Genomic DNA, 17,897 nt, shown 5'->3' with positions numbered 1-17,897 from the left:
CCCTTACAGAACGGAGATTTAGGAGCATAAAAGAAGAAGCAACGAGAATCTGGCGGATGCATTCGACCCATAACTTGAGGCAGCACTGAAAGCTGCGCTCGAAAGTTAAAGTAATTTGTTAAGAGTAAGATTTTTTCGGTATTACAAAGGCGCTTCTGCTGTTGATTGAAGCAAGGTGGGAAATGGCTATTACTGAGTTTGCCGCTGCCGGATATCCAGCCCAGGCCTGCTGATAATAAACAGCCCTGTCGCCTTTAATTCAAGCAGGGAAAAGAAAAAGGTGGAGAGTCGATCTGTAAGCCGGGTTCTGTCTTGAACAGTCATTCGTCTACGATGGCCATCACTGGACATCTTTAGCAACCTACCCGGTCCCAGCGCGGGCCACGCCTTGGGACCCTATTTGGTCTTGCTCCAAGTGGGGTTTACCTAGCCACGAACTGTTGCCAGACGTGCGGTGCGCTCTTACCGCACCTTTTCACCCTTACCGGCGCCGAAGCGCTTAGGCGGTTATTTTCTGTGGCACTTTCCGTAGGCTCACGCCTCCCAGGCATTACCTGGCACTTCGCCCTATGGAGCCCGGACTTTCCTCCCCCCCCTAATTTTCATAGAGGGCAGCGACTGTCCGATCGACTCTCCGCCGCGAAGGTTAACGGCAGAGCGCCTGAAGAACAAGCGCTAAAAGCCTCAAGACCGCTATGGGCGACGGCTTACACGCCCTTCTGTTTATCCAGCGCTACCTGATACAGCACGTTTTTGCGCTCGCCGGTGATCTGCGCTGCCAAAGCAGCGGCGCGCTTGAGCGGCATCTCTTCAAGCAACAGATCGAGGATGCGCATCGCCTCACTGCTGACCGCATCTTCCGACTCTGGCGCCGCCCAGCCCGCGACCAGCACAACACATTCGCCGCGCTGCTGATTGCTGTCGGACTCAACGAATGCGCGCAACTCAGCCAGCGGCAGGCCCTTGAGCGTCTCGAACGTCTTGGTGATCTCGCGGGCCAGCAAAGCCTGGCGCTCACCGCCGAAGACCTCTTCCATATCCTGCAGACACTCAAGGATGCGATGCGGCGCCTCATAGAAAATCAGCGTGCGCGGTTCTTCCTTGACGGCCTCGAGACGCGCCTTGCGCCCGACCGACTTGGCTGGCAGAAAGCCTTCGAAGATAAAACGGTCGGACGGCAGCCCCGCCGCCGACAGCGCCGCAATCAATGCGCAAGCACCCGGCACCGGTACGACATTGATCCCGGCGGCGCGGGCCTGACGCACCAGGTGATAACCCGGATCGGAAATCAACGGCGTGCCGGCGTCGGAGATCAGCGCCACGTTATCGCCTGCCAGCAAACGGGTAATAAAGCGGCTGCCTTCATCGCGCTCGTTGTGTTCGTGGCAGGCAGCCAGCGGCGTAGCAATGCCGAAGTGCTGCATCAGGCGCGCCGAGTGCCGCGTGTCTTCGGCCGCAATAAGCGCCACTTCGCGCAGGATTTTCAGGGCCCGGGCGCTGATGTCGTCCAGGTTGCCGATGGGCGTCGCCACCACATAAAGCGAGCCAGCAGCGGAATTCAGGGAACCTGGAGCAGTCAAAGCGCACACCTCGTGATCGGTAAAAGCGGCCATTGTAGCGCGTCACGAGGCGTGCGCGGCGCTCCGCCCAGGCACGGCTTTTCCCTCGGCTGTGCGCCACTGCAACATTTGCTCCAGCTAAATTGTCCGTTTCACGCCACTAACATCGCGCCCCGGCCAGTGCTTGGGTACAATTCGACGCTAATTTGATCGAGTATCAGGAACACTTACATGATCGCTTGCCTGCGGCTGTTCACTGCCCTCTGCCTCGCTGCCTTGCTGGCGGCCTGCGCCAGCTCCCCTTCCTCCAGCCTTGGCGAACTTCCACGGACCCCGGATGCCAGCATCGAGCAACTGCTCGAACAGGCCACCCAGGCTAAAACCCCGGAAAAAGCTGCCCTGTTGCGCCTGAGCGCGGCGGACCTGGCTTATCGCCAGGGCAATGCCGGCCAGTCCGCGCAAATCCTGCAACAAGTGCCAATCGAGCAGTTGAAGCCAGGCCAGCAGATTTTCGCCAGCACCCTGTCCGCCGAACTGGCCATGACCCGCAATCAGCCGAAAGCCGCGCTGACTGCCCTGAGCCACCCAAGCCTGCAACACCTGGGCGAAATGCCGGAAGAGCAGCAGGTGCGCACCGGCACCGTGCATGCCCGTGCACTGGAAGCCGATGGGCAGACACTGGCCGCCGCCCGTGAGCGTGTGTTCATCGCGCCGATGCTGCAAGGCGAGGCGGCGAGCAAGAACCACGAAGCGATCTGGACGCTGATCGGCTCGCTGCCAACCGACCAGTTGCAACCGAACACCAGCGACGACCTCGGCGGCTGGATGGGCCTGGCCCTGGCGGTGAAATCCGCGGGCACCCTGGAACAGCAACAAGCCGCGATCGACGCCTGGCGTGCGCAGAATCCGAAGCACCCGGCCGCGATCAACCTGCCGCTGCCACTGACCAAACTCAAGGAGCTGGCCAGCCAGCCCCTGAGCAAAATCGCGCTGCTGCTGCCGCAAGATGGCCCGCTGGCCTCGGTCGGCAAAGCCCTGCGTGAAGGCTTCATGGCTGCGCACTACCAGGCCCAACAGGCCGGCCAGAAGCCGCCAGCCATTGAGTTCTATGACAGTTCGAAACTGACCTCGATGGACGAGTTCTACCGCAAGGCTCAGGCTGACGGCGTGCAACTGGTAGTCGGCCCGCTGGAAAAACCGCTGGTCAAACAACTGAGCACTCGCCCGCAACTGCCGATCACGACACTCGCGCTGAACTACAGCGAAGGCGATCAAGGCCCGGCGCAGCTGTTCCAGTTCGGTCTGGCCGCTGAAGACGAAGCCCGCGAAGTCTCGCGCCGCGCACGTGCCGACGGCCTGCATCGCGCCGCAATCATGGTACCGAGAGGCGAATGGGGCGAGCGCGTACTGCGTGCGTTCAGCCAGGACTGGCAGGCCAACGGTGGCAGCATCGTTGCCACCGAACGTGTTGATCAGCCAGTGCAACTGGCTCAGCAGATCGCCGACATGTTCCAGCTGCGCCAGAGCGAAGCCCGCGCCAAGAGTCTGCAGAATGCCGCCGGCACCAACGTGGCCGCGCAGCCTTCGCGTCGTCAGGACATCGAATTCATCTTCCTGGCCGCCACTCCGCAACAGGCGCAACAGATCAAGCCGACCCTGAACTTCCAGTACGCCGGTGACGTACCGGTGTACGCGACCTCACACGTGTACAGCGCCAGTGGCGACGTCAACCAGTACAACGACATGAACGGCATTCGCTTCTGCGAAACCCCGTGGCTGCTGGAAACCAGCGACCCGCTGCGTCAGCAAGTGGTTGCACAGTGGCCACAGGCTGCCGGCAGCCTCGGTCGCCTGTACGCCATGGGCGTCGATGCTTATCGTCTGGCTCCGCGCCTGGGTCAGCTCAAGGCACTGCCGGACAGCCGCATCGACGGCGAGTCGGGCAGCCTCGGCATGACCCAGACCCAGCGTGTCGTGCGTCAGCTGCCGTGGGCACAGTTCGTCAGCGGTCAGGTTCAACGCCTGCCGGACACTCCGCGCTGATGCCTGACAGGTCACGCTCGCAAAGCGGCAAGGATGCCGAGCGCCAGGCGCTCGAGCATCTGCAGAACCAGGGGCTGCGCCTGTTGGCGCAGAACTGGTTATGTAAACGCGGCGAGCTTGATCTGGTCATGCTTGATGGCGATACAGTAGTATTCGTTGAAGTTCGCTACAGAAAAAACACTCAATGGGGTGGCGCGCTCGCTAGCATTGATGAGCGCAAGCAGCAGAAACTGATTTTCGCTGCGCAGTATTTTCTTCAGCGCGAGTCGCGTTGGGCCAATTCCCCCTGCCGCTTCGACGTGGTGGCCATCGACAGCCATCCGGATCAGCTGAACTGGTTGCAGAATGCGTTCGACAGCTGATCGCCTGTACCCGACCGGATTTTCACCCGACACATTTTGCTCTTTGCTTTGCGGGCTGCACATTCATGTGCCGGACAGCCGCGCTACTTAAGGTCACACAGATGGACATGCAATCCCGAATTCGCCAGCTTTTCCAGGCCAGTATCGACACCAAGCAACAGGCGATGGACGTACTTGCACCGCACATCGAGCAAGCCAGCCAGATCATGGTCAACGCCCTGCTCAACGAGGGCAAAATGCTTTCGTGCGGCAACGGCGGCTCCGCTGGGGACGCCCAGCACTTTTCGTCGGAGCTGCTCAACCGCTTCGAGCGCGAACGCCCGAGCCTGCCAGCCATCGCGCTGACCACCGACACGTCGACGATCACTTCGATCGCCAACGACTACAGCTACAACGAAGTGTTCTCCAAACAGATCCGTGCGCTCGGCCAGCCGGGCGATGTCTTGCTGGCGATTTCGACCAGCGGCAACTCGGCGAACATTATTCAGGCGATCCAGGCCGCACATGATCGCGAAATGATTGTCGTAGCTTTGACCGGACGCGATGGCGGCGGCATGGCGTCGCTGCTGTTGCCCGAGGATGTCGAAATTCGCGTACCGGCCAACGTCACTGCACGTATTCAAGAAGTCCACTTGCTGGCGATCCATTGCCTCTGCGATCTGATCGACAGCCAACTGTTCGGGAGTGAAGAATGACCCCTAATCGCCTTGGCCTTCTGGCCTTGACCCTGTGCCTCGGCATCAGCGGCTGCACCTCGGTGGTGAACGCCAGCCGTGAAGCGCCGATCGAAGACGACCGCGGCACCCGCACCTTCGGCAGCAAGATCGACGACTCGTTGATCGAAACCAAAGTGGGCGTGAACGTGGCCAAGGCCGACCCGGCCCTGGACAACGGCTCGCACATCGTCGTCACCAGCTTCAACGGCGTCGTGCTGCTGGCCGGCCAGACGCCGCGCGAAGACCTCAAGGCCAAAGCCGAACAGGCTGCCGCCAACGTCCAGCGTGTGAAGAAGGTGCACAACGAACTGCAAGTGATTGCACCTTCAAGCTTCCTCGCCCGCCAGAACGACGCCTGGCTGACCACCAAGATCAAGACTCAGATGCTGACCGACGCCAGTATTCCTGGCTCGCGCATCAAGGTCGTGACCGAGAACGGTATCGTCTACCTGCTGGGCCTGCTGACCAAGCAGGAAGCGCAACAGGCAACCAATCTGGTGCAAAGCGTTTCTGGCGTGCAGAAGATCGTGAAGCTGTTCGAATACATCGACTGATTTGCAGCACCTGCGCAATAAAAAAGGCGACCCTTTCGGGTCGCCTTTTTTTTACTTCACCACCTTCAGGCTTGGCCGGCCACTCGGGCGCGGCGGCTCGCTGTCCGGCGGCGGCAAGTCGTCATCCGGTTCGATGTCGTCTTCGTCATCCATCGGCGACTCAAGATCGAACACCATGCCCTGACCGTTCTCCCGGGCATAGATCCCCAGGATCGCGCTGATCGGCACGTACAGGCTGTGCGGAACACCGCCGAAGCGACCTTCGAAGGTCACCACGTCGTTATCCATGTGCAGATGGCGCACGGCACTGGGCGAGATGTTCAGGACAATCTGTCCGTCACTGGCGAAACCCTGCGGCACCTGCACCGCCGGGTATTCGGAATTGACCAGCATGTGCGGGGTGCAATCGTTATCAACAATCCACTCGTAGAGCGCGCGGACCAGATAAGGTCGACTGGAGTTCATAGCGGCTCCTTAAGCCTTAGCGCATATCGCGTTCGACGCCAGACAGACTCGCCTGGAAAGCCTCACGCGCAAACTGGCGCTCCATATAATCAAGCAGCGGCTTGGCCGGCCGCGGCAGTTCAATACCCAGAATCGGCAAACGCCAGAGTATTGGCAATAGGCAGCAATCCACCAGACTTTGTTCCTCGCTGAGGAAAAACGGCTTGTCGGCGAACAGCGGCGACACGCCGGTCAGGCTTTCACGCAATTCCTTGCGCGCCACGACACGCGCGGCTTCCTTGGTTTTCGGATCCAGAATCAGATCCACCAGACCACACCAGTCGCGCTGGATGCGGTGAATCAGCAGACGACTGTTGGCACGCGCCACCGGATAAACCGGCATCAAGGGCGGGTGCGGGTAACGCTCATCCAGATATTCCATCACCACGGTCGACTCCCAGAGCGCCAGGTCACGATCGACCAGCGTAGGGAGACTGCCGTAAGGGTTCACCTCAATCAGTTTAGGCGGCTGGCGACCAGCTTCCACATAAATGATCTCGGCGCTGACACCCTTCTCTGCAAGTACGATGCGCACTCGGTGGGAATAGTGGTCGGCGGGGTCGGAGTAACAGGCCAACCGATTGGTCACGCCCATGGCGATCCTCCTCGCTTGTTGAAATTGTCGGAACCGGAAAAACGCGCGCGCCCAGAGGGCGCCTCCCGCAACCTCTGGCTGACCAGACGTTGCGTTATCAGAGGCGCCCTTGGGCGCGCGCGATTAACAGCAATGCTTGAAGCGTATCAGTGCACGTCTTTCCAGTATTCACGCTTGAGCAGGTAGGCGAACACAAAGAAGAACGCCAGGTACAGCAAGACGTAAGTACCGATGCGCTGATGTTGCAGCTTAACCGGGTTAGCCGAGTAAGCCAGGAAGGTTACCAGATTCTTGACCTTCTCATCGAACTGCTCTTCGTTCAGAGCACCGGTTTTCGGCACGATGGTCAACTGATCGCACGCTTCATGAGTCAGCGGCGTACCGGTCAGCGGATCATATTGCTTCTTGCCGTCTTCGACGATCTGCACTTGTTTGCAGCCAACCACCTGACGACCTTGCAGGCCGACCAGCACGTTAGGCATGCCGACGTTCGGGAAGACCTTGTTGTTCACGCCCCATGGACGTGCAGGATCTTCGTAGAACGAGCGCAGGTAACCGTAGAGCCAGTCGGTGCCGCGCACACGCGCCACCAGGGTCAGATCCGGCGGTGCCGCACCGAACCAGGTCTTGGCGTCCGCCGGCTGCATGCCGATGTTCATGTGATCGCCGATCTTGGCACCGGTGAACACCAGCTTCTCCAGCATCATTTCGTGTGGAATGCCGAGGTCATCGGCCACCCGCTCGTAACGCTGGAACTTGGCACTGTGGCAACCCATGCAATAGTTGGCAAAAGTGCGCGCGCCATCTTGCAGGGCAGCCTTGTCGGACACGTCAATGTCGACCTTTTCCAGTTCTGGACCACCGTGTTCAGCGGCGAAAGACAGCACAGGCAGCGCAGCAAAAATCAGAGCAAAAAATAACTTTTTCATCAGCCAGTCACCCTTTCCGGAACCGGTTTGGTCTTCTCGAGCCTGGTGTAGAACGGCATCAGAATGAAGTAGGCGAAGTACAGGAAGGTGCAGATCTGCGATACCAGCGTGCGCTCCGGCGTCGGCGCAAGCACACCGAGAATGCCGAGAATCACGAAGGAAATGCAGAACACCACCAGCCAGATCTTGCTCATCCAGCCCTTGTAGCGCATCGATTTGACCGGACTGCGGTCAAGCCAGGGCAGGACAAAGAGCAAGGCGATCGAAGCACCCATGGCGATCACGCCCATGAGCTTGTCTGGGATCGCACGCAAGATCGCGTAGAACGGCGTGAAGTACCAGACCGGTGCAATGTGCTCTGGCGTCTTGAACGGGTTGGCCTGCTCGAAGTTTGGTTTTTCGAGGAAGTAGCCGCCCATTTCCGGGAAGAAGAACACGATAAAGCAGAAGATGAACAGGAACACCACCACACCGACGATGTCTTTCACGGTGTAGTACGGGTGGAAGGCAATGCCGTCCAGCGGGATACCGTTCTCGTCTTTGTGCTTCTTGATGTCGACGCCGTCAGGGTTGTTCGAACCGACCTCGTGCAGCGCCAGGATGTGCAGCACCACCAGACCGAGAATCACGATCGGCAGCGCGACAACGTGCAAGGCGAAGAAGCGGTTCAGGGTAATCCCGGAGATCAGGTAGTCACCACGGATCCACTGGGTCAGGTCGTTACCAATGACCGGAATCGCACCGAACAGCGAGATGATCACCTGGGCACCCCAGTAGGACATCTGACCCCACGGCAGCAGATAACCCATGAACGCTTCGGCCATCAGCGCCAGGTAAATCAGCATGCCGAACACCCACACCAGTTCACGCGGCTTCTGATACGAACCGTAGAGCAAGCCACGGAACATGTGCAGATAGACCACGATGAAGAATGCCGAAGCACCGGTGGAGTGCAGCAGACGCAGGATCGAGCCGTACTCGACATCGCGCATGATGTATTCGACGGAAGCGAACGCTTCTTCCGCCGACGGCGTGTAGCTCATCGTCAGCCAGACACCGGTGACGATCTGGTTGACCAGCACCAGCAGCGCCAGGGAGCCGAAGAAATAGAAGAAGTTGAAGTTTTTTGGAGCGTAATACTTGCTGAGATGGTCTTCCCACATTTTGGTCGCAGGAAAGCGCGCATCAACCCAATCCATGAACTTGCTCATCACGCTTTCTCCGTATCGACGCCAATGACAATCAGGTCATCGGTCTCATAGGAATGCGGGGGAACTGGCAGGTTCAAAGGCGCAGGTTGCGACTTGTAGACGCGGCCAGCCAGATCGTAGTGGGAACCGTGGCAAGGGCAGAAATAGCCACCGACCCAGTCTTTACCCAGATCCGCAGGTGCCACTTCGGGACGGAAAGTTGGTGAGCAACCCAGGTGCGTGCAAATCCCGATCAGCAGCAGAATTTCCGGCTTGATCGAACGCACTTCAGGATCGACATAAGTAGGTTGCGTGGAGTTTTTGGAAGTCGGATCGGAGAGCTGGCCCTCGATCTTTTTGAGATTCCCCAGGATTTCCGCAGTACGGCGGACAATGAACACCGGCTGGCCGCGCCACTCAGCAATCATCTGCTGCCCTGGCTCGATTTTGCTGACATTCACTTTCACCGGTGCGCCGGCGGCTTTCGCCTTGGCACTGGGAAACCATGACCCCACGAACGGGACCGCAGCCCCCACCGCTCCTGCAGCACCCACCACGGATGTGGCTGCTACCAAGAAGCGACGCCGGCCTGCATTCACGCCGTCATTGCTCATTCAGTCCTCTCCCATCAGCTTTTGTGGCCTGTTAAATCAGGCATCTACTAAATAAATCAATGTTACTTATAAAAATTTTGCCGAATGGTAATGAAAAGCCCCAATTCTGACAAGGGAATTACCCGGAGCTTCCACCCCCAAGCCTTGCAGTATAGGGGGTCTACGGATGAGGCAAGTTGTCACAGCGCAATTCTTTTGATAAATCGCAGGCATAAAAAAACGCCCGCTTCCGTGAGGAATCGGGCGTTCTTTTTGAACGTGGAAGCGGAATTAACGCTTCGAGTACTGCGGACGCTTACGCGCTTTACGCAGACCGACTTTCTTACGTTCAACTTCACGGGCGTCGCGAGTAACGAAGCCAGCTTTGCGCAGAGCGCTGCGCAGGGTTTCGTCGTAGTCCATCAGAGCGCGAGTGATACCGTGGCGGATTGCGCCAGCTTGACCACTTACGCCGCCGCCGATGACGGTGACGTAGATGTCGAACTTCTCGACAGTCTCGGTCAGTTCCAGCGGCTGACGAACTACCATGCGGGCAGTTTCGCGGCCGAAGAACGAGTCCAGGGAGCGGTTGTTGATGGAGATGTTACCAGTACCCGGACGCAGGAAAACGCGTGCGGTTGCGGTCTTGCGACGGCCAGTGCCGTAATTTTGAGTCGCCGACATAATGAACTATTCCGTTAAATCTTCAGTTCTTGGGGCTGCTGAGCAGTATGAGGGTGTGCAGCGCCCGCATAGACTTTCAGCTTACGGTACATGTCACGACCCAGCGGGTTCTTAGGCAGCATGCCTTTAACCGCGGTCTCGATCACGCGCTCAGGGGCTTTGGCGATCAGCTTTTCAAAGTTGATCGACTTGATGCCGCCCGGGAAACCGGAGTGGGAGTAGTACATTTTGTCAGTGGTTTTAGCGCCGGTAACACGGATCTGCTCGGCGTTGATTACGACGATGTAGTCGCCGGTGTCAACGTGAGGAGTGTACTCAGGCTTGTGCTTGCCACGCAGACGGCTCGCGATTTCGGTGGCCAGACGACCCAGGGTCTGACCAGCAGCGTCGACGACAAACCAGTCGCGCTTTACTGTTTCCGGTTTAGCAGTAAAAGTTTTCATTCTTTATAGCCTCAGGGGCCGCCTGTAAATAAGACGGCGGATCTTACTGAATAGTGCGTACTTTGACAAGTCAAAGGCAGCCGGATACAGACGCTTTCGGGGGCTCGGGTCGGCGCGTCCGTTCAACGGCAAGATTCTTCGGCGGCGGCGCATCACTTCCACTGCAGAAAGAGGTCGGCAATTATGCAGATTGCGAAAAAATTTTCAACCTGCTTTTATGATTGTTTTGCCCAAGGAGCACCCGATGGACTATCGCCAGCTAGGCCGTACCGACCTGAACGTGAGTGCAATCTGCCTCGGCACCATGACCTGGGGCGAGCAAAACACTGAAGCTGAAGCCTTTGCCCAGATCGAACGGGCCAAGGAAGCGGGGATCAATTTCATCGACACCGCCGAGATGTACCCGGTGCCGCCGAAAGCCGAAACCTACGCCACCACCGAGCGCTACATCGGCAATTACTTCAAAAGTCGCGGTGACCGCGCCGACTGGATCCTCGCCAGCAAGATCGCCGGCCCCGGCAACACCATCGACTACATCCGCGACAAAAACCTGCGCCACAACCGTCAACACATCACCGAAGCGGTCGATGCCAGCCTCAAGCGCCTGCAGACCGACTACATCGACCTGTATCAATTGCACTGGCCGGAGCGCAGCACCAACTTTTTCGGACAGCTGGGCTACAAGCACAAGATCGAAGCCAACCTGACGCCGCTCGAAGACACCCTCGAAGCCCTCGACGAACAGGTCAAGGCCGGCAAGATCCGCCACATCGGTCTGTCCAACGAAACCCCGTGGGGCACCATGCGTTTCCTCGCTCTGGCCGAAGCCCGTGGCTGGCCGCGCGCGGTGTCGATCCAGAACCCGTACAACCTGCTCAACCGCAGCTTCGAAATCGGCCTGGCGGAAATCGCCATCCGCGAACAGTGCGGCCTGCTCGCCTATTCGCCGCTGGCGTTCGGTTTCCTGTCGGGCAAGTACGAAGGTGGCGCCCGCCCGCCAAAAGGTCGCCTGAGCCTCTACAGCCGCTTCAGCCGCTATTTCAATGCGCAGTCGGAAGCGGCGTGCAGCCGTTACCTGGCCCTGGCCCGCGAACATGGCCTGGACCCGGCGCAAATGGCCTTGGCATTCGTGACCCAGCAACCGTTCGTCACCAGTAACATCATTGGCGCGACGACCCTTGAGCAACTGGACAGCAACATCGCCAGTTTCGAGCTGAAGCTTTCCGACGAAGTGCTGGCCGGGATTGAGGCGATTCACAAGGATCATCCGAATCCGGCGCCTTGATTAATCCATAAATCAAATCGCGAGCAGGCTCACTCCTACATTTGGGAATGCGTTCCTTTGCAGGAACGAACCTGCTCGCGATAGCGGTCTGACAGCCACCGAAAACCTACAGCGACCGCGCAATGATCTCCTTCATGATTTCATTGGTGCCGGCATAGATCCGCTGCACCCGCGCATCGGCCCACGCCCGGGCCACCGGGTATTCCCACATGAAGCCGTACCCGCCGTGCAATTGCACGCACTCGTCGAGCACCTTGCATTGCAGGTCGGTGCCCCAGTACTTGGCCATCGCCGCCGTCGGCACATCCAGCTTGCCTTGCAAATGCAACTCGAGACAGCGGTCGACGAAGACCCGGCCGATCTGAATCTCGGTGGCCATCTCCGCCAGCTTGAAGCGGGTGTTCTGGAAATCGGCAATTGCCTTGCCGAAGGCCTTGCGATCACGGGTGTAATCCAGCGTCCACTGCAACGCAGCTTCGGCTGAAGCCAGCCCGCCGATTGCCACGGTCAGGCGCTCCTGCGGCAATTCCTGCATCAAATAAGCGAACCCCGCCCCGGCCTGCCCCAACAGGTTTTCCTTGGGTACACGGACGTCCTGGAAGAACAATTCCGACGTGTCCTGGGCCTTCATGCCGACCTTCTCCAGGCGCTTGCCCTTCTCGAAGCCAGGCGTATTCGCTTCGACCAGGAACAGGCTGGTGCCCTTGGCGCCAGCCTTCGGATCGGTCTTGGCGACAACGATCACCAGATCCGCGAGAAAGCCGTTGGTGATAAAGGTCTTGGAGCCGTTGATCACGTACTCATCGCCATCCAGCACAGCGGTGGTCTTCACGCCTTGCAGGTCGGAACCGGCGCCCGGCTCGGTCATGGCGATGGCCGTGACCATCTCGCCCGAGACCAGTTTGGGCAGGTACTTGTGCTTCAGCGCCTCGCTGCCGTAATGCAGGATGTACGGCGCAACGATGTCCGAATGCAGCGAAAAGCCGATGCCGGTCAGCCCCAGCCGCCCCACTTCCTCGATCACCACGGTGCTGTAGAGAAAGTCCGCGCCCAGGCCGCCGTACTCTTCGGGCAAGTGCGAGCAGAGCATCCCCGCCTCCCCCGCCTTGTTCCACAGTTTGCGGTCGATGTAGCCTTGTTTCTCCCATTGCGCATGGAACGGCACAGCCTCTTTTTCGAGGAAGGTTCGTACGCTGTCGCGGAACAATTCGTGCTCGGAGCTGAACAAGGTTCTGGGGATCATGCGGCACCTTTCTTTCTTGTTGGAGGGAGATGACCTTCAGAGACTATGCCTCACCTCCGATACAGGACACTGGACACATCCGACAAAAAATAAGACGATCCAGCCGTCTGGTGACCACTTTCCCTTATAAAAACAAAACAAAAGTTGAATTATGTCCAAGCAAGTCTCCACGCCCTTGCGGCGCGTCAGCATCCTGGCAATCGACCGGGTTTTCGCATCCACACTCATGCAGGCCAAGGATTTCTTCCACCTGGCCAGCCTGCGTTACGGCAAACAACTGGGCCACGGCCTGACACCGGCGTTCGAAACGCGCCTGGTCAGCCCCGACGGCAAACCGGTGAACAGTTTCAGTGACGTGGTGATGCCGGTGGACGGCGGCCTGGAAAACGCCGATGTGATCATCCTTCCGGCGTTCTGGGATGATTTCGATACCCTTTGCAGCCGTTATCCTCAGGTCTTGCCGTGGCTGCGTGAACAGCACGCCCGTGGCGCCGTGCTCTGCGGCGAAGCCACCGGCGTGTTCTGGCTGGCCGAGGCCGGCTTGCTCAATGGCAAGGAAGCGACCACCTACTGGCGCTTCTTCAATGCCTTCGCCGAGCGATTCCCCAAGGTTTACCTGAATCAGGACAAGCACCTGACCGATGCCGACAACCTGTATTGCGCCGGCGGCACGACATCGGCGTGCGATCTCTATATCTACCTGATCGAACGCTTCTGCGGCGCCAACGTGGCGCAAGCCGTGGCCCGCGACATCCTTTACGAAGTGCAGCGCAGCTATTCGCCAGGGCGCATCGGCTTCGGCGGGCAGAAGCTGCATCAGGACGTGATCATCCTGCAGATACAGCACTGGCTCGAAGAGCACTACGCCGACAAGTTCCGCTTCGAAGACGTCGCCCGTGAGCACGGCATGAGCATCCGCAACTTCATGCGCCGCTTCCAGACCGCCACCGGCGACAAGCCGCTGCATTACCTGCAACGCCTGCGCATCGAGACCGCCAAGGGCCTGCTGTCCGGCAGCCGCAAGAGCATCAAGACCATCAGTTATGAGGTCGGCTACGACGATGCGAGCTTCTTTGCGCGGTTGTTCCGCCAGCACACCGAGCTGTCGCCGAACCAGTATCGGCAGCAGTTTCAGCAGGCTGCATAACCCCCCGAAGCAAATACAAAACCTGTGGGGGCTGGCTTGCCAGCTCCCACAGGGATTGCAGTGCGTTCGAGTTTTTCTTCAGCGCATAAAAAGGGCCTGCAATTGCAGGCCCTTTTTTTGTACGCCGATTCTGTTTAAGGCTTGTGCGCCCGCGACAGGAATTCGTGGGATTGCATCTCCAGCAGACGGCTGAGCGTGCGCTGGAACTCGAACGTCAGGCGCCCGCCGGTGTACAGGTCTTTCAACTCGACTTCGGCAGAAATGATCAGCTTGACGTTACGGTCGTAGAACTCGTCGACCATGTTGATGAAGCGCCGGGCGATGTCGTCGGTGGTGACGCTCATCTGCTCGACGCCGCTGAGCAGCACGGCGTGGAAGATCTTGCCCAGTTCGATGTAGTCGTTCTGGCTGCGCGGGCCATCGCACAGTTCGCGGAAGTCGAACCAGGCCACGTCGTCGCACGTGCGCAGGGCACGGATCTCACGGTTTTCGATGATCAGCACATCGTTCTCGATCGCGGCAGTGCACTCCGGCGTCAGTGCGCGGAAGCTCTTGCGCAGGCTTTCGTGCGCCGCTTCGTCGAGCGGATAGTGGAACAGCTCGGCTTGTTCGAGGTGACGCAGACGGTAGTCGACGCCACTGTCGACGTTGACGATCTCGGTGTTCTGCTTGATCAGCGCAATCGCCGGCAGGAAACGCGCGCGTTGCAGACCGTCCTTGTACAGGCCATCCGGAACGATGTTCGAGGTCGCGACCAGAGTCACGCCGTTCTTGAACAGTTCTTCCATCAGCGTGCCGAGGATCATCGCGTCGGTGATGTCGGAGACAAAGAACTCATCGAAACAGATCACCCGCGACTCGGTCGCGAAGCGCTTGGCGATGATGGTCAGCGGGTTTTTCTCGCCGCCGAGGGTTTTCATCTCTTCGTGCACACGCTTCATGAAGCGGTGGAAGTGGGTGCGGGTCTTTTCCTTGAACGGCAGCGCTTCGAAGAAGGTGTCGACCAGGTAGGTCTTGCCGCGACCCACGCCGCCCCAGAAATACAGACCCTTGACCGGCGTCTGATCCTTTTTGCCAAACAGCTTGCTCAGCAAACCCGGCTTGTTCTGGTCGGCAGCGATGAGATCTTCATACAGACGCTGCAAATGACGCACAGCAGTTTCCTGCGCGGCGTCATGGAAGAAGTCCGGGCGTTTCAGATCAGCTTGGTATCGTTCTAGGGGCGTCATAATTCGTTAGCAAGGCAACAAAAACGGGCCGTCACTGTAGCGACGGCCCGTGGGAATGGCAATCAGCCCTTGGTCGGGCCGCGCCGTTGTTTAGTCCTGAACCGGGGTCAGTGCAACGCGCAACGCCTCGACGGCCGCGTCCCGCGCAGCGGTATCAGCGAACGCCGGGCTGTCGCCGACGCACTCGCCTTCCAGCCATACGCTGAAGCTCAGGTCTTCATTGCGCACATCCAGCGGCTGGCCGGATTGCAGTTGCTTGGTCACCTGGCCTGCAGTTTTGCCGTCGGCGAAGTTGCGCGACAACAGCAGTTGCTCGCCATCGGCCGCCAGCAGACGGAAGCGGAAGCTGCCATCGTCTTCACGGAAGCTGACGAAGCGCGCGGCTTTCGCGGCCTTCTTCTTGGTGGTCGCAGCGACTTGCACTTGATTGACGAAGGAACGCAGGCCCACGGCTTCGCGCAGTTCGTTGAGGAACGGCGTTGCCACGGCACGGGCTTTCTTCGCGCCGATCTGCAGGATGTCTTCCAGATCTGCCGGACGTTCGATCAACTGGTGATACTTGTCGCGCGCCTCGCCCAGTTCGTTGTCGAGCAACTGGAACAGGCGATTCTTCGCCTCGCCCCAACCCAGACCGCCGAGCAGTTCGCTGCGGAACTCGTCAGCCTGCGCCGGTGTGGCAAACGCCTGGAACAGGGTGAACAGGTGCGAGTTGTCCGGATCCTTGGCTTCGCCTGGCGCTTTGGAGTCAGTGACGATCCGCGAGATCGCGTCCTTCATCTCTTTGGCGCTGGAGAACAACGGGATGGTGTTGTCGTAGCTCTTCGACATCTTGCGCCCGTCGAGGCCTGGCAACGTCGCCACGCTCTCCTCGATCAGCGCTTCGGGCATGGTGAAGAACTCTTTGCCCTGGCCGAACAGGTGGTTGAAGCGCTGGCCGATGTCACGGGCCATTTCCACGTGCTGGATCTGGTCACGACCGACCGGCACCTTGTGTGCGTTGAACATCAGGATGTCCGCCGCCATCAGCACCGGGTAGCTGTAGAGGCCCATGGTGATGCCGGCATCCGGGTCTTCACCGGTCTCGACGTTCTTGTCCACCGAGGCCTTGTAGGCGTGCGCACGGTTGAGCAGGCCCTTGGCGGCGACGCAGGTCAGCAGCCAGGTCAGCTCAGGGATTTCCGGGATGTCGGACTGGCGGTAGAAGGTTACGCGGTCGACATCCAGGCCACCGGCCAGCCAGGTCGCGGCGATTTCCAGACGCGAGCGCTGAATGCGCAGCGGGTCATCGCATTTGATCAGGGCGTGGTAGTCGGCCAGGAAGTAGAACGAGTCGGCATTGCTGTCGCGGCTGGCAAGGATCGCCGGGCGGATGGCGCCGGCATAGTTGCCCAGGTGCGGCGTGCCGGTAGTGGTGATGCCGGTGAGGATGCGGGTACGGTTCGTCATGGGTAATCGCTTGTCAGACTGCAATCAATTCGAAAGACGCGGCAGGATCAGATCCTTGAGATCGGTCAGCTTGCCATGAAAAAAGTGTCCGCATTCTGCCACTTTCAGCAGCTCATGGGGGCGCTGGAGTTTTTCCGACCAGTCGTAGACCAGTTGCGGATCGATCACTTCGTCGGTTTCCGGCAGGATCACGGTCAGCTCGCCGTGCTGCGGCAGTTGATCCTGATCGCCCAGGCGCATGACCGCCGGCGCCACCATGAACAGCTGCTTGAGCGGCACGCCCTCGGCCTCAAGACGACCGCCGAGACTTGCTGCAACAAATCCGCCGAAGGAGAAACCGAACAGGGTCAGTGGCAGATCCGGGTGTTTTTCCCGCAGCCATGCGGCTGCAGCCTGAGCATCGTCGACTTCACCGCTGCCCATGTCATGGGAACCTTCGCTGGCACCAACGCCGCGATAGTTGAAGCGCAAGGTAATCAGGCCGGCGTCGCGCGCGGTGCGCTGCAGGGTCGACACGACCTTGTTGAGCATGGTACCGCCCTGTACCGGGTTCGGATGACAGATCAACGCGATGCCGATTGGCTGCTCGTTATCCAGGTACAGAGACTCAAGTTGGCCCACCGGGCCGTCAATCACTACAGGGGTTTCACGCATCAGCAAGGAAGGAACTCCGTGACCTCGAATCGGGTCGACTCGTCTAGCAAATTGTCTGTGCCAATCTATTGCGAGTGAATCGCGGTATACAGCGCAGGTTCGAGCCGTTAACGTAAAGCAAAGCCGTTTATAGAGGAAGGACTCGTGGAACACTCGCTCTTAGTTTGGTTGTTACCGACTCTTGCCCTGGTTGTGGGTGTCGCCATTGGATTCCTGATCGCGCGCGTTGCGCCGAACGCCGCACCGAGCCGCACGCAGCGTCAACTGGATGATATCCAGGAGCGCTTCGACAGTTATCAAAACGAGGTGGTCACCCACTTCAACAGCACCGCGATGCTGGTCAAGAAGCTGACCCAGAGCTATCAGGAAGTGCAGGATCATCTCGCCGAGGGCGCCAATCGTCTGGCCCTGGACGAGCAGACCCGCCAGCGCCTGATCGCCGCCCTGCACGCCGATGCCGCACAGGCACCGCGCGAACGCCTGACGCCACCGCGCGATCAGGAGCCGCCACGCGACTACGCACCGAAGACCCCGAACTCGCCGGGCATGCTCGATGAGCACTATGGTCTGAAGAAGTAATCAGCTTCGCGCGCAACAAAAAGCCCCCGGACAATTCCGTTGTCCGGGGGCTTTTTTGTGCCTGATGGTTTTGTGGTGCCGATTTGATCGCCATCGCGAGCAGGCCACACACAAAAATGCCCGATCAAAGGACCGGGCATTT

19 protein-coding genes and 1 other RNA gene are annotated in these 17,897 nt (G+C 59.2%); 7 read left to right on the top strand and 13 right to left on the bottom strand.

The annotated features are described in order from the left end of the window. Window positions 1-280 precede the first annotated feature (280 nt). Together rnpB and rsmI are read right to left on the bottom strand one after the other, a co-directional pair. An RNA gene (gene rnpB / locus PseuLF5_RS26470) (RNase P RNA component class A) lies at window positions 281-634 on the bottom strand. A 73-nt stretch (window positions 635-707) separates the two neighbouring features. Continuing rightward, the gene (rsmI, locus tag PseuLF5_RS26465) at window positions 708-1,613 is read right to left on the bottom strand and encodes a 16S rRNA (cytidine(1402)-2'-O)-methyltransferase (RefSeq protein ID WP_123463134.1); all 906 of its coding nucleotides are present in this window, start codon (window positions 1,611-1,613) and stop codon (window positions 708-710) included. Window positions 1,614-1,790: 177 nt separating this feature from the next. Between rsmI and PseuLF5_RS26460 the strand changes: the two genes are divergently transcribed. The 4 genes from PseuLF5_RS26460 to PseuLF5_RS26445 all read left to right on the top strand — a co-directional run bounded on the left by PseuLF5_RS26460 (window position 1,791) and on the right by PseuLF5_RS26445 (window position 5,234). Then, a complete protein-coding gene (locus tag PseuLF5_RS26460; RefSeq protein WP_123463132.1) occupies window positions 1,791-3,602 on the top strand; it encodes a penicillin-binding protein activator in 1,812 nt (603 codons plus the stop codon). Beyond that, a complete protein-coding gene (locus tag PseuLF5_RS26455; protein WP_123463131.1) occupies window positions 3,602-3,964 on the top strand; it encodes a YraN family protein in 363 nt (120 codons plus the stop codon). Before PseuLF5_RS26460 ends, PseuLF5_RS26455 begins: the two co-directional genes overlap by 1 nt. A 101-nt stretch (window positions 3,965-4,065) precedes the next feature. Beyond that, the gene (locus PseuLF5_RS26450) at window positions 4,066-4,659 is read left to right on the top strand and encodes a phosphoheptose isomerase (RefSeq protein WP_008082788.1); all 594 of its coding nucleotides are present in this window, start codon (window positions 4,066-4,068) and stop codon (window positions 4,657-4,659) included. Then, the gene (locus PseuLF5_RS26445; protein ID WP_123463129.1) at window positions 4,656-5,234 is read left to right on the top strand and encodes a BON domain-containing protein; all 579 of its coding nucleotides are present in this window, start codon (window positions 4,656-4,658) and stop codon (window positions 5,232-5,234) included. The genes PseuLF5_RS26450 and PseuLF5_RS26445 overlap by 4 nt, the downstream gene beginning before the upstream one ends. Window positions 5,235-5,285: 51 nt before the next feature. Here PseuLF5_RS26445 and PseuLF5_RS26440 read toward each other — a convergent pair whose 3' ends face one another. The 7 genes from PseuLF5_RS26440 to rplM form a co-directional block, all read right to left on the bottom strand. After that, a complete protein-coding gene (locus PseuLF5_RS26440) occupies window positions 5,286-5,699 on the bottom strand; it encodes a ClpXP protease specificity-enhancing factor (protein ID WP_003228047.1) in 414 nt (137 codons plus the stop codon). 16 nt (window positions 5,700-5,715) lie between these two features. Further along, complete coding sequence (locus PseuLF5_RS26435; protein ID WP_003228048.1) at window positions 5,716-6,333, bottom strand: glutathione S-transferase N-terminal domain-containing protein; 618 nt, start codon at window positions 6,331-6,333, stop codon at window positions 5,716-5,718. 146 nt (window positions 6,334-6,479) lie between these two features. Continuing rightward, entirely contained in the window at window positions 6,480-7,262 is a 783-nt protein-coding gene (locus PseuLF5_RS26430) for a cytochrome c1 (RefSeq protein WP_064589123.1), read from the bottom strand. Beyond that, entirely contained in the window at window positions 7,262-8,473 is a 1,212-nt protein-coding gene (locus PseuLF5_RS26425; protein WP_122590050.1) for a cytochrome b, read from the bottom strand. Before PseuLF5_RS26425 ends, PseuLF5_RS26430 begins: the two co-directional genes overlap by 1 nt. Further along, the gene (gene petA / locus PseuLF5_RS26420; RefSeq protein ID WP_003228055.1) at window positions 8,473-9,066 is read right to left on the bottom strand and encodes a ubiquinol-cytochrome c reductase iron-sulfur subunit; all 594 of its coding nucleotides are present in this window, start codon (window positions 9,064-9,066) and stop codon (window positions 8,473-8,475) included. The genes PseuLF5_RS26425 and petA overlap by 1 nt, the downstream gene beginning before the upstream one ends. 270 nt (window positions 9,067-9,336) lie before the next feature. Then, on the bottom strand, window positions 9,337-9,729 hold the full coding sequence (gene rpsI, locus PseuLF5_RS26415; RefSeq protein WP_007961615.1) for a 30S ribosomal protein S9: 393 nt from the start codon (window positions 9,727-9,729) through the stop codon (window positions 9,337-9,339). Between the two features lie 14 nt (window positions 9,730-9,743). Then, window positions 9,744-10,172: a 50S ribosomal protein L13 gene (gene rplM / locus PseuLF5_RS26410; RefSeq protein WP_003228062.1), complete on the bottom strand. Its 429-nt coding sequence runs from the start codon at window positions 10,170-10,172 to the stop codon at window positions 9,744-9,746. Between the two features lie 244 nt (window positions 10,173-10,416). On the opposite strand from rplM, the gene PseuLF5_RS26405 reads away from it, so the two are divergent. After that, on the top strand, window positions 10,417-11,457 hold the full coding sequence (locus PseuLF5_RS26405) for an NADP(H)-dependent aldo-keto reductase (protein ID WP_340135006.1): 1,041 nt from the start codon (window positions 10,417-10,419) through the stop codon (window positions 11,455-11,457). Between the two features lie 106 nt (window positions 11,458-11,563). On the opposite strand, the gene PseuLF5_RS26400 is transcribed toward PseuLF5_RS26405, so the two are convergent. Continuing rightward, window positions 11,564-12,700 (bottom strand): acyl-CoA dehydrogenase family protein, encoded by a 1,137-nt coding sequence (locus tag PseuLF5_RS26400; RefSeq protein ID WP_267805038.1) that lies wholly within the window; start codon window positions 12,698-12,700, stop codon window positions 11,564-11,566. Between the two features lie 250 nt (window positions 12,701-12,950). Between PseuLF5_RS26400 and PseuLF5_RS26395 the strand changes: the two genes are divergently transcribed. Continuing rightward, window positions 12,951-13,847 carry a GlxA family transcriptional regulator gene (locus tag PseuLF5_RS26395; protein WP_185015770.1) on the top strand — a complete coding sequence of 299 codons (897 nt, stop codon included), beginning with the start codon at window positions 12,951-12,953 and terminating at the stop codon, window positions 13,845-13,847. Window positions 13,848-13,981: 134 nt separating this feature from the next. Here the strand turns inward: PseuLF5_RS26395 and zapE are convergent, their stop codons facing one another. The 3 genes from zapE to PseuLF5_RS26380 all read right to left on the bottom strand — a co-directional run bounded on the left by zapE (window position 13,982) and on the right by PseuLF5_RS26380 (window position 17,176). Further along, a complete protein-coding gene (gene zapE, locus PseuLF5_RS26390) occupies window positions 13,982-15,076 on the bottom strand; it encodes a cell division protein ZapE (RefSeq protein ID WP_123463119.1) in 1,095 nt (364 codons plus the stop codon). A gap of 90 nt (window positions 15,077-15,166) precedes the next feature. After that, a complete protein-coding gene (locus PseuLF5_RS26385; RefSeq protein ID WP_222834321.1) occupies window positions 15,167-16,522 on the bottom strand; it encodes a tryptophan--tRNA ligase in 1,356 nt (451 codons plus the stop codon). 24 nt (window positions 16,523-16,546) lie between these two features. Then, window positions 16,547-17,176: an alpha/beta hydrolase gene (locus tag PseuLF5_RS26380; RefSeq protein WP_336348153.1), complete on the bottom strand. Its 630-nt coding sequence runs from the start codon at window positions 17,174-17,176 to the stop codon at window positions 16,547-16,549. A 144-nt stretch (window positions 17,177-17,320) separates the two neighbouring features. Between PseuLF5_RS26380 and PseuLF5_RS26375 the strand changes: the two genes are divergently transcribed. Next, complete coding sequence (locus tag PseuLF5_RS26375; RefSeq protein ID WP_064392879.1) at window positions 17,321-17,755, top strand: YhcB family protein; 435 nt, start codon at window positions 17,321-17,323, stop codon at window positions 17,753-17,755. The last annotated feature ends 142 nt before the right edge of the window (window positions 17,756-17,897 follow it).

The sequence above is a fragment of the Pseudomonas sp. LF-5 genome (assembly GCF_037626295.1).
GTDB classification, from domain to species: Bacteria; Pseudomonadota; Gammaproteobacteria; order Pseudomonadales; family Pseudomonadaceae; genus Aquipseudomonas; species Aquipseudomonas monsensis.
Note: the sequence above shows the minus strand (reverse complement) of the source record. Positions and strands in the feature narration are given on the sequence as shown.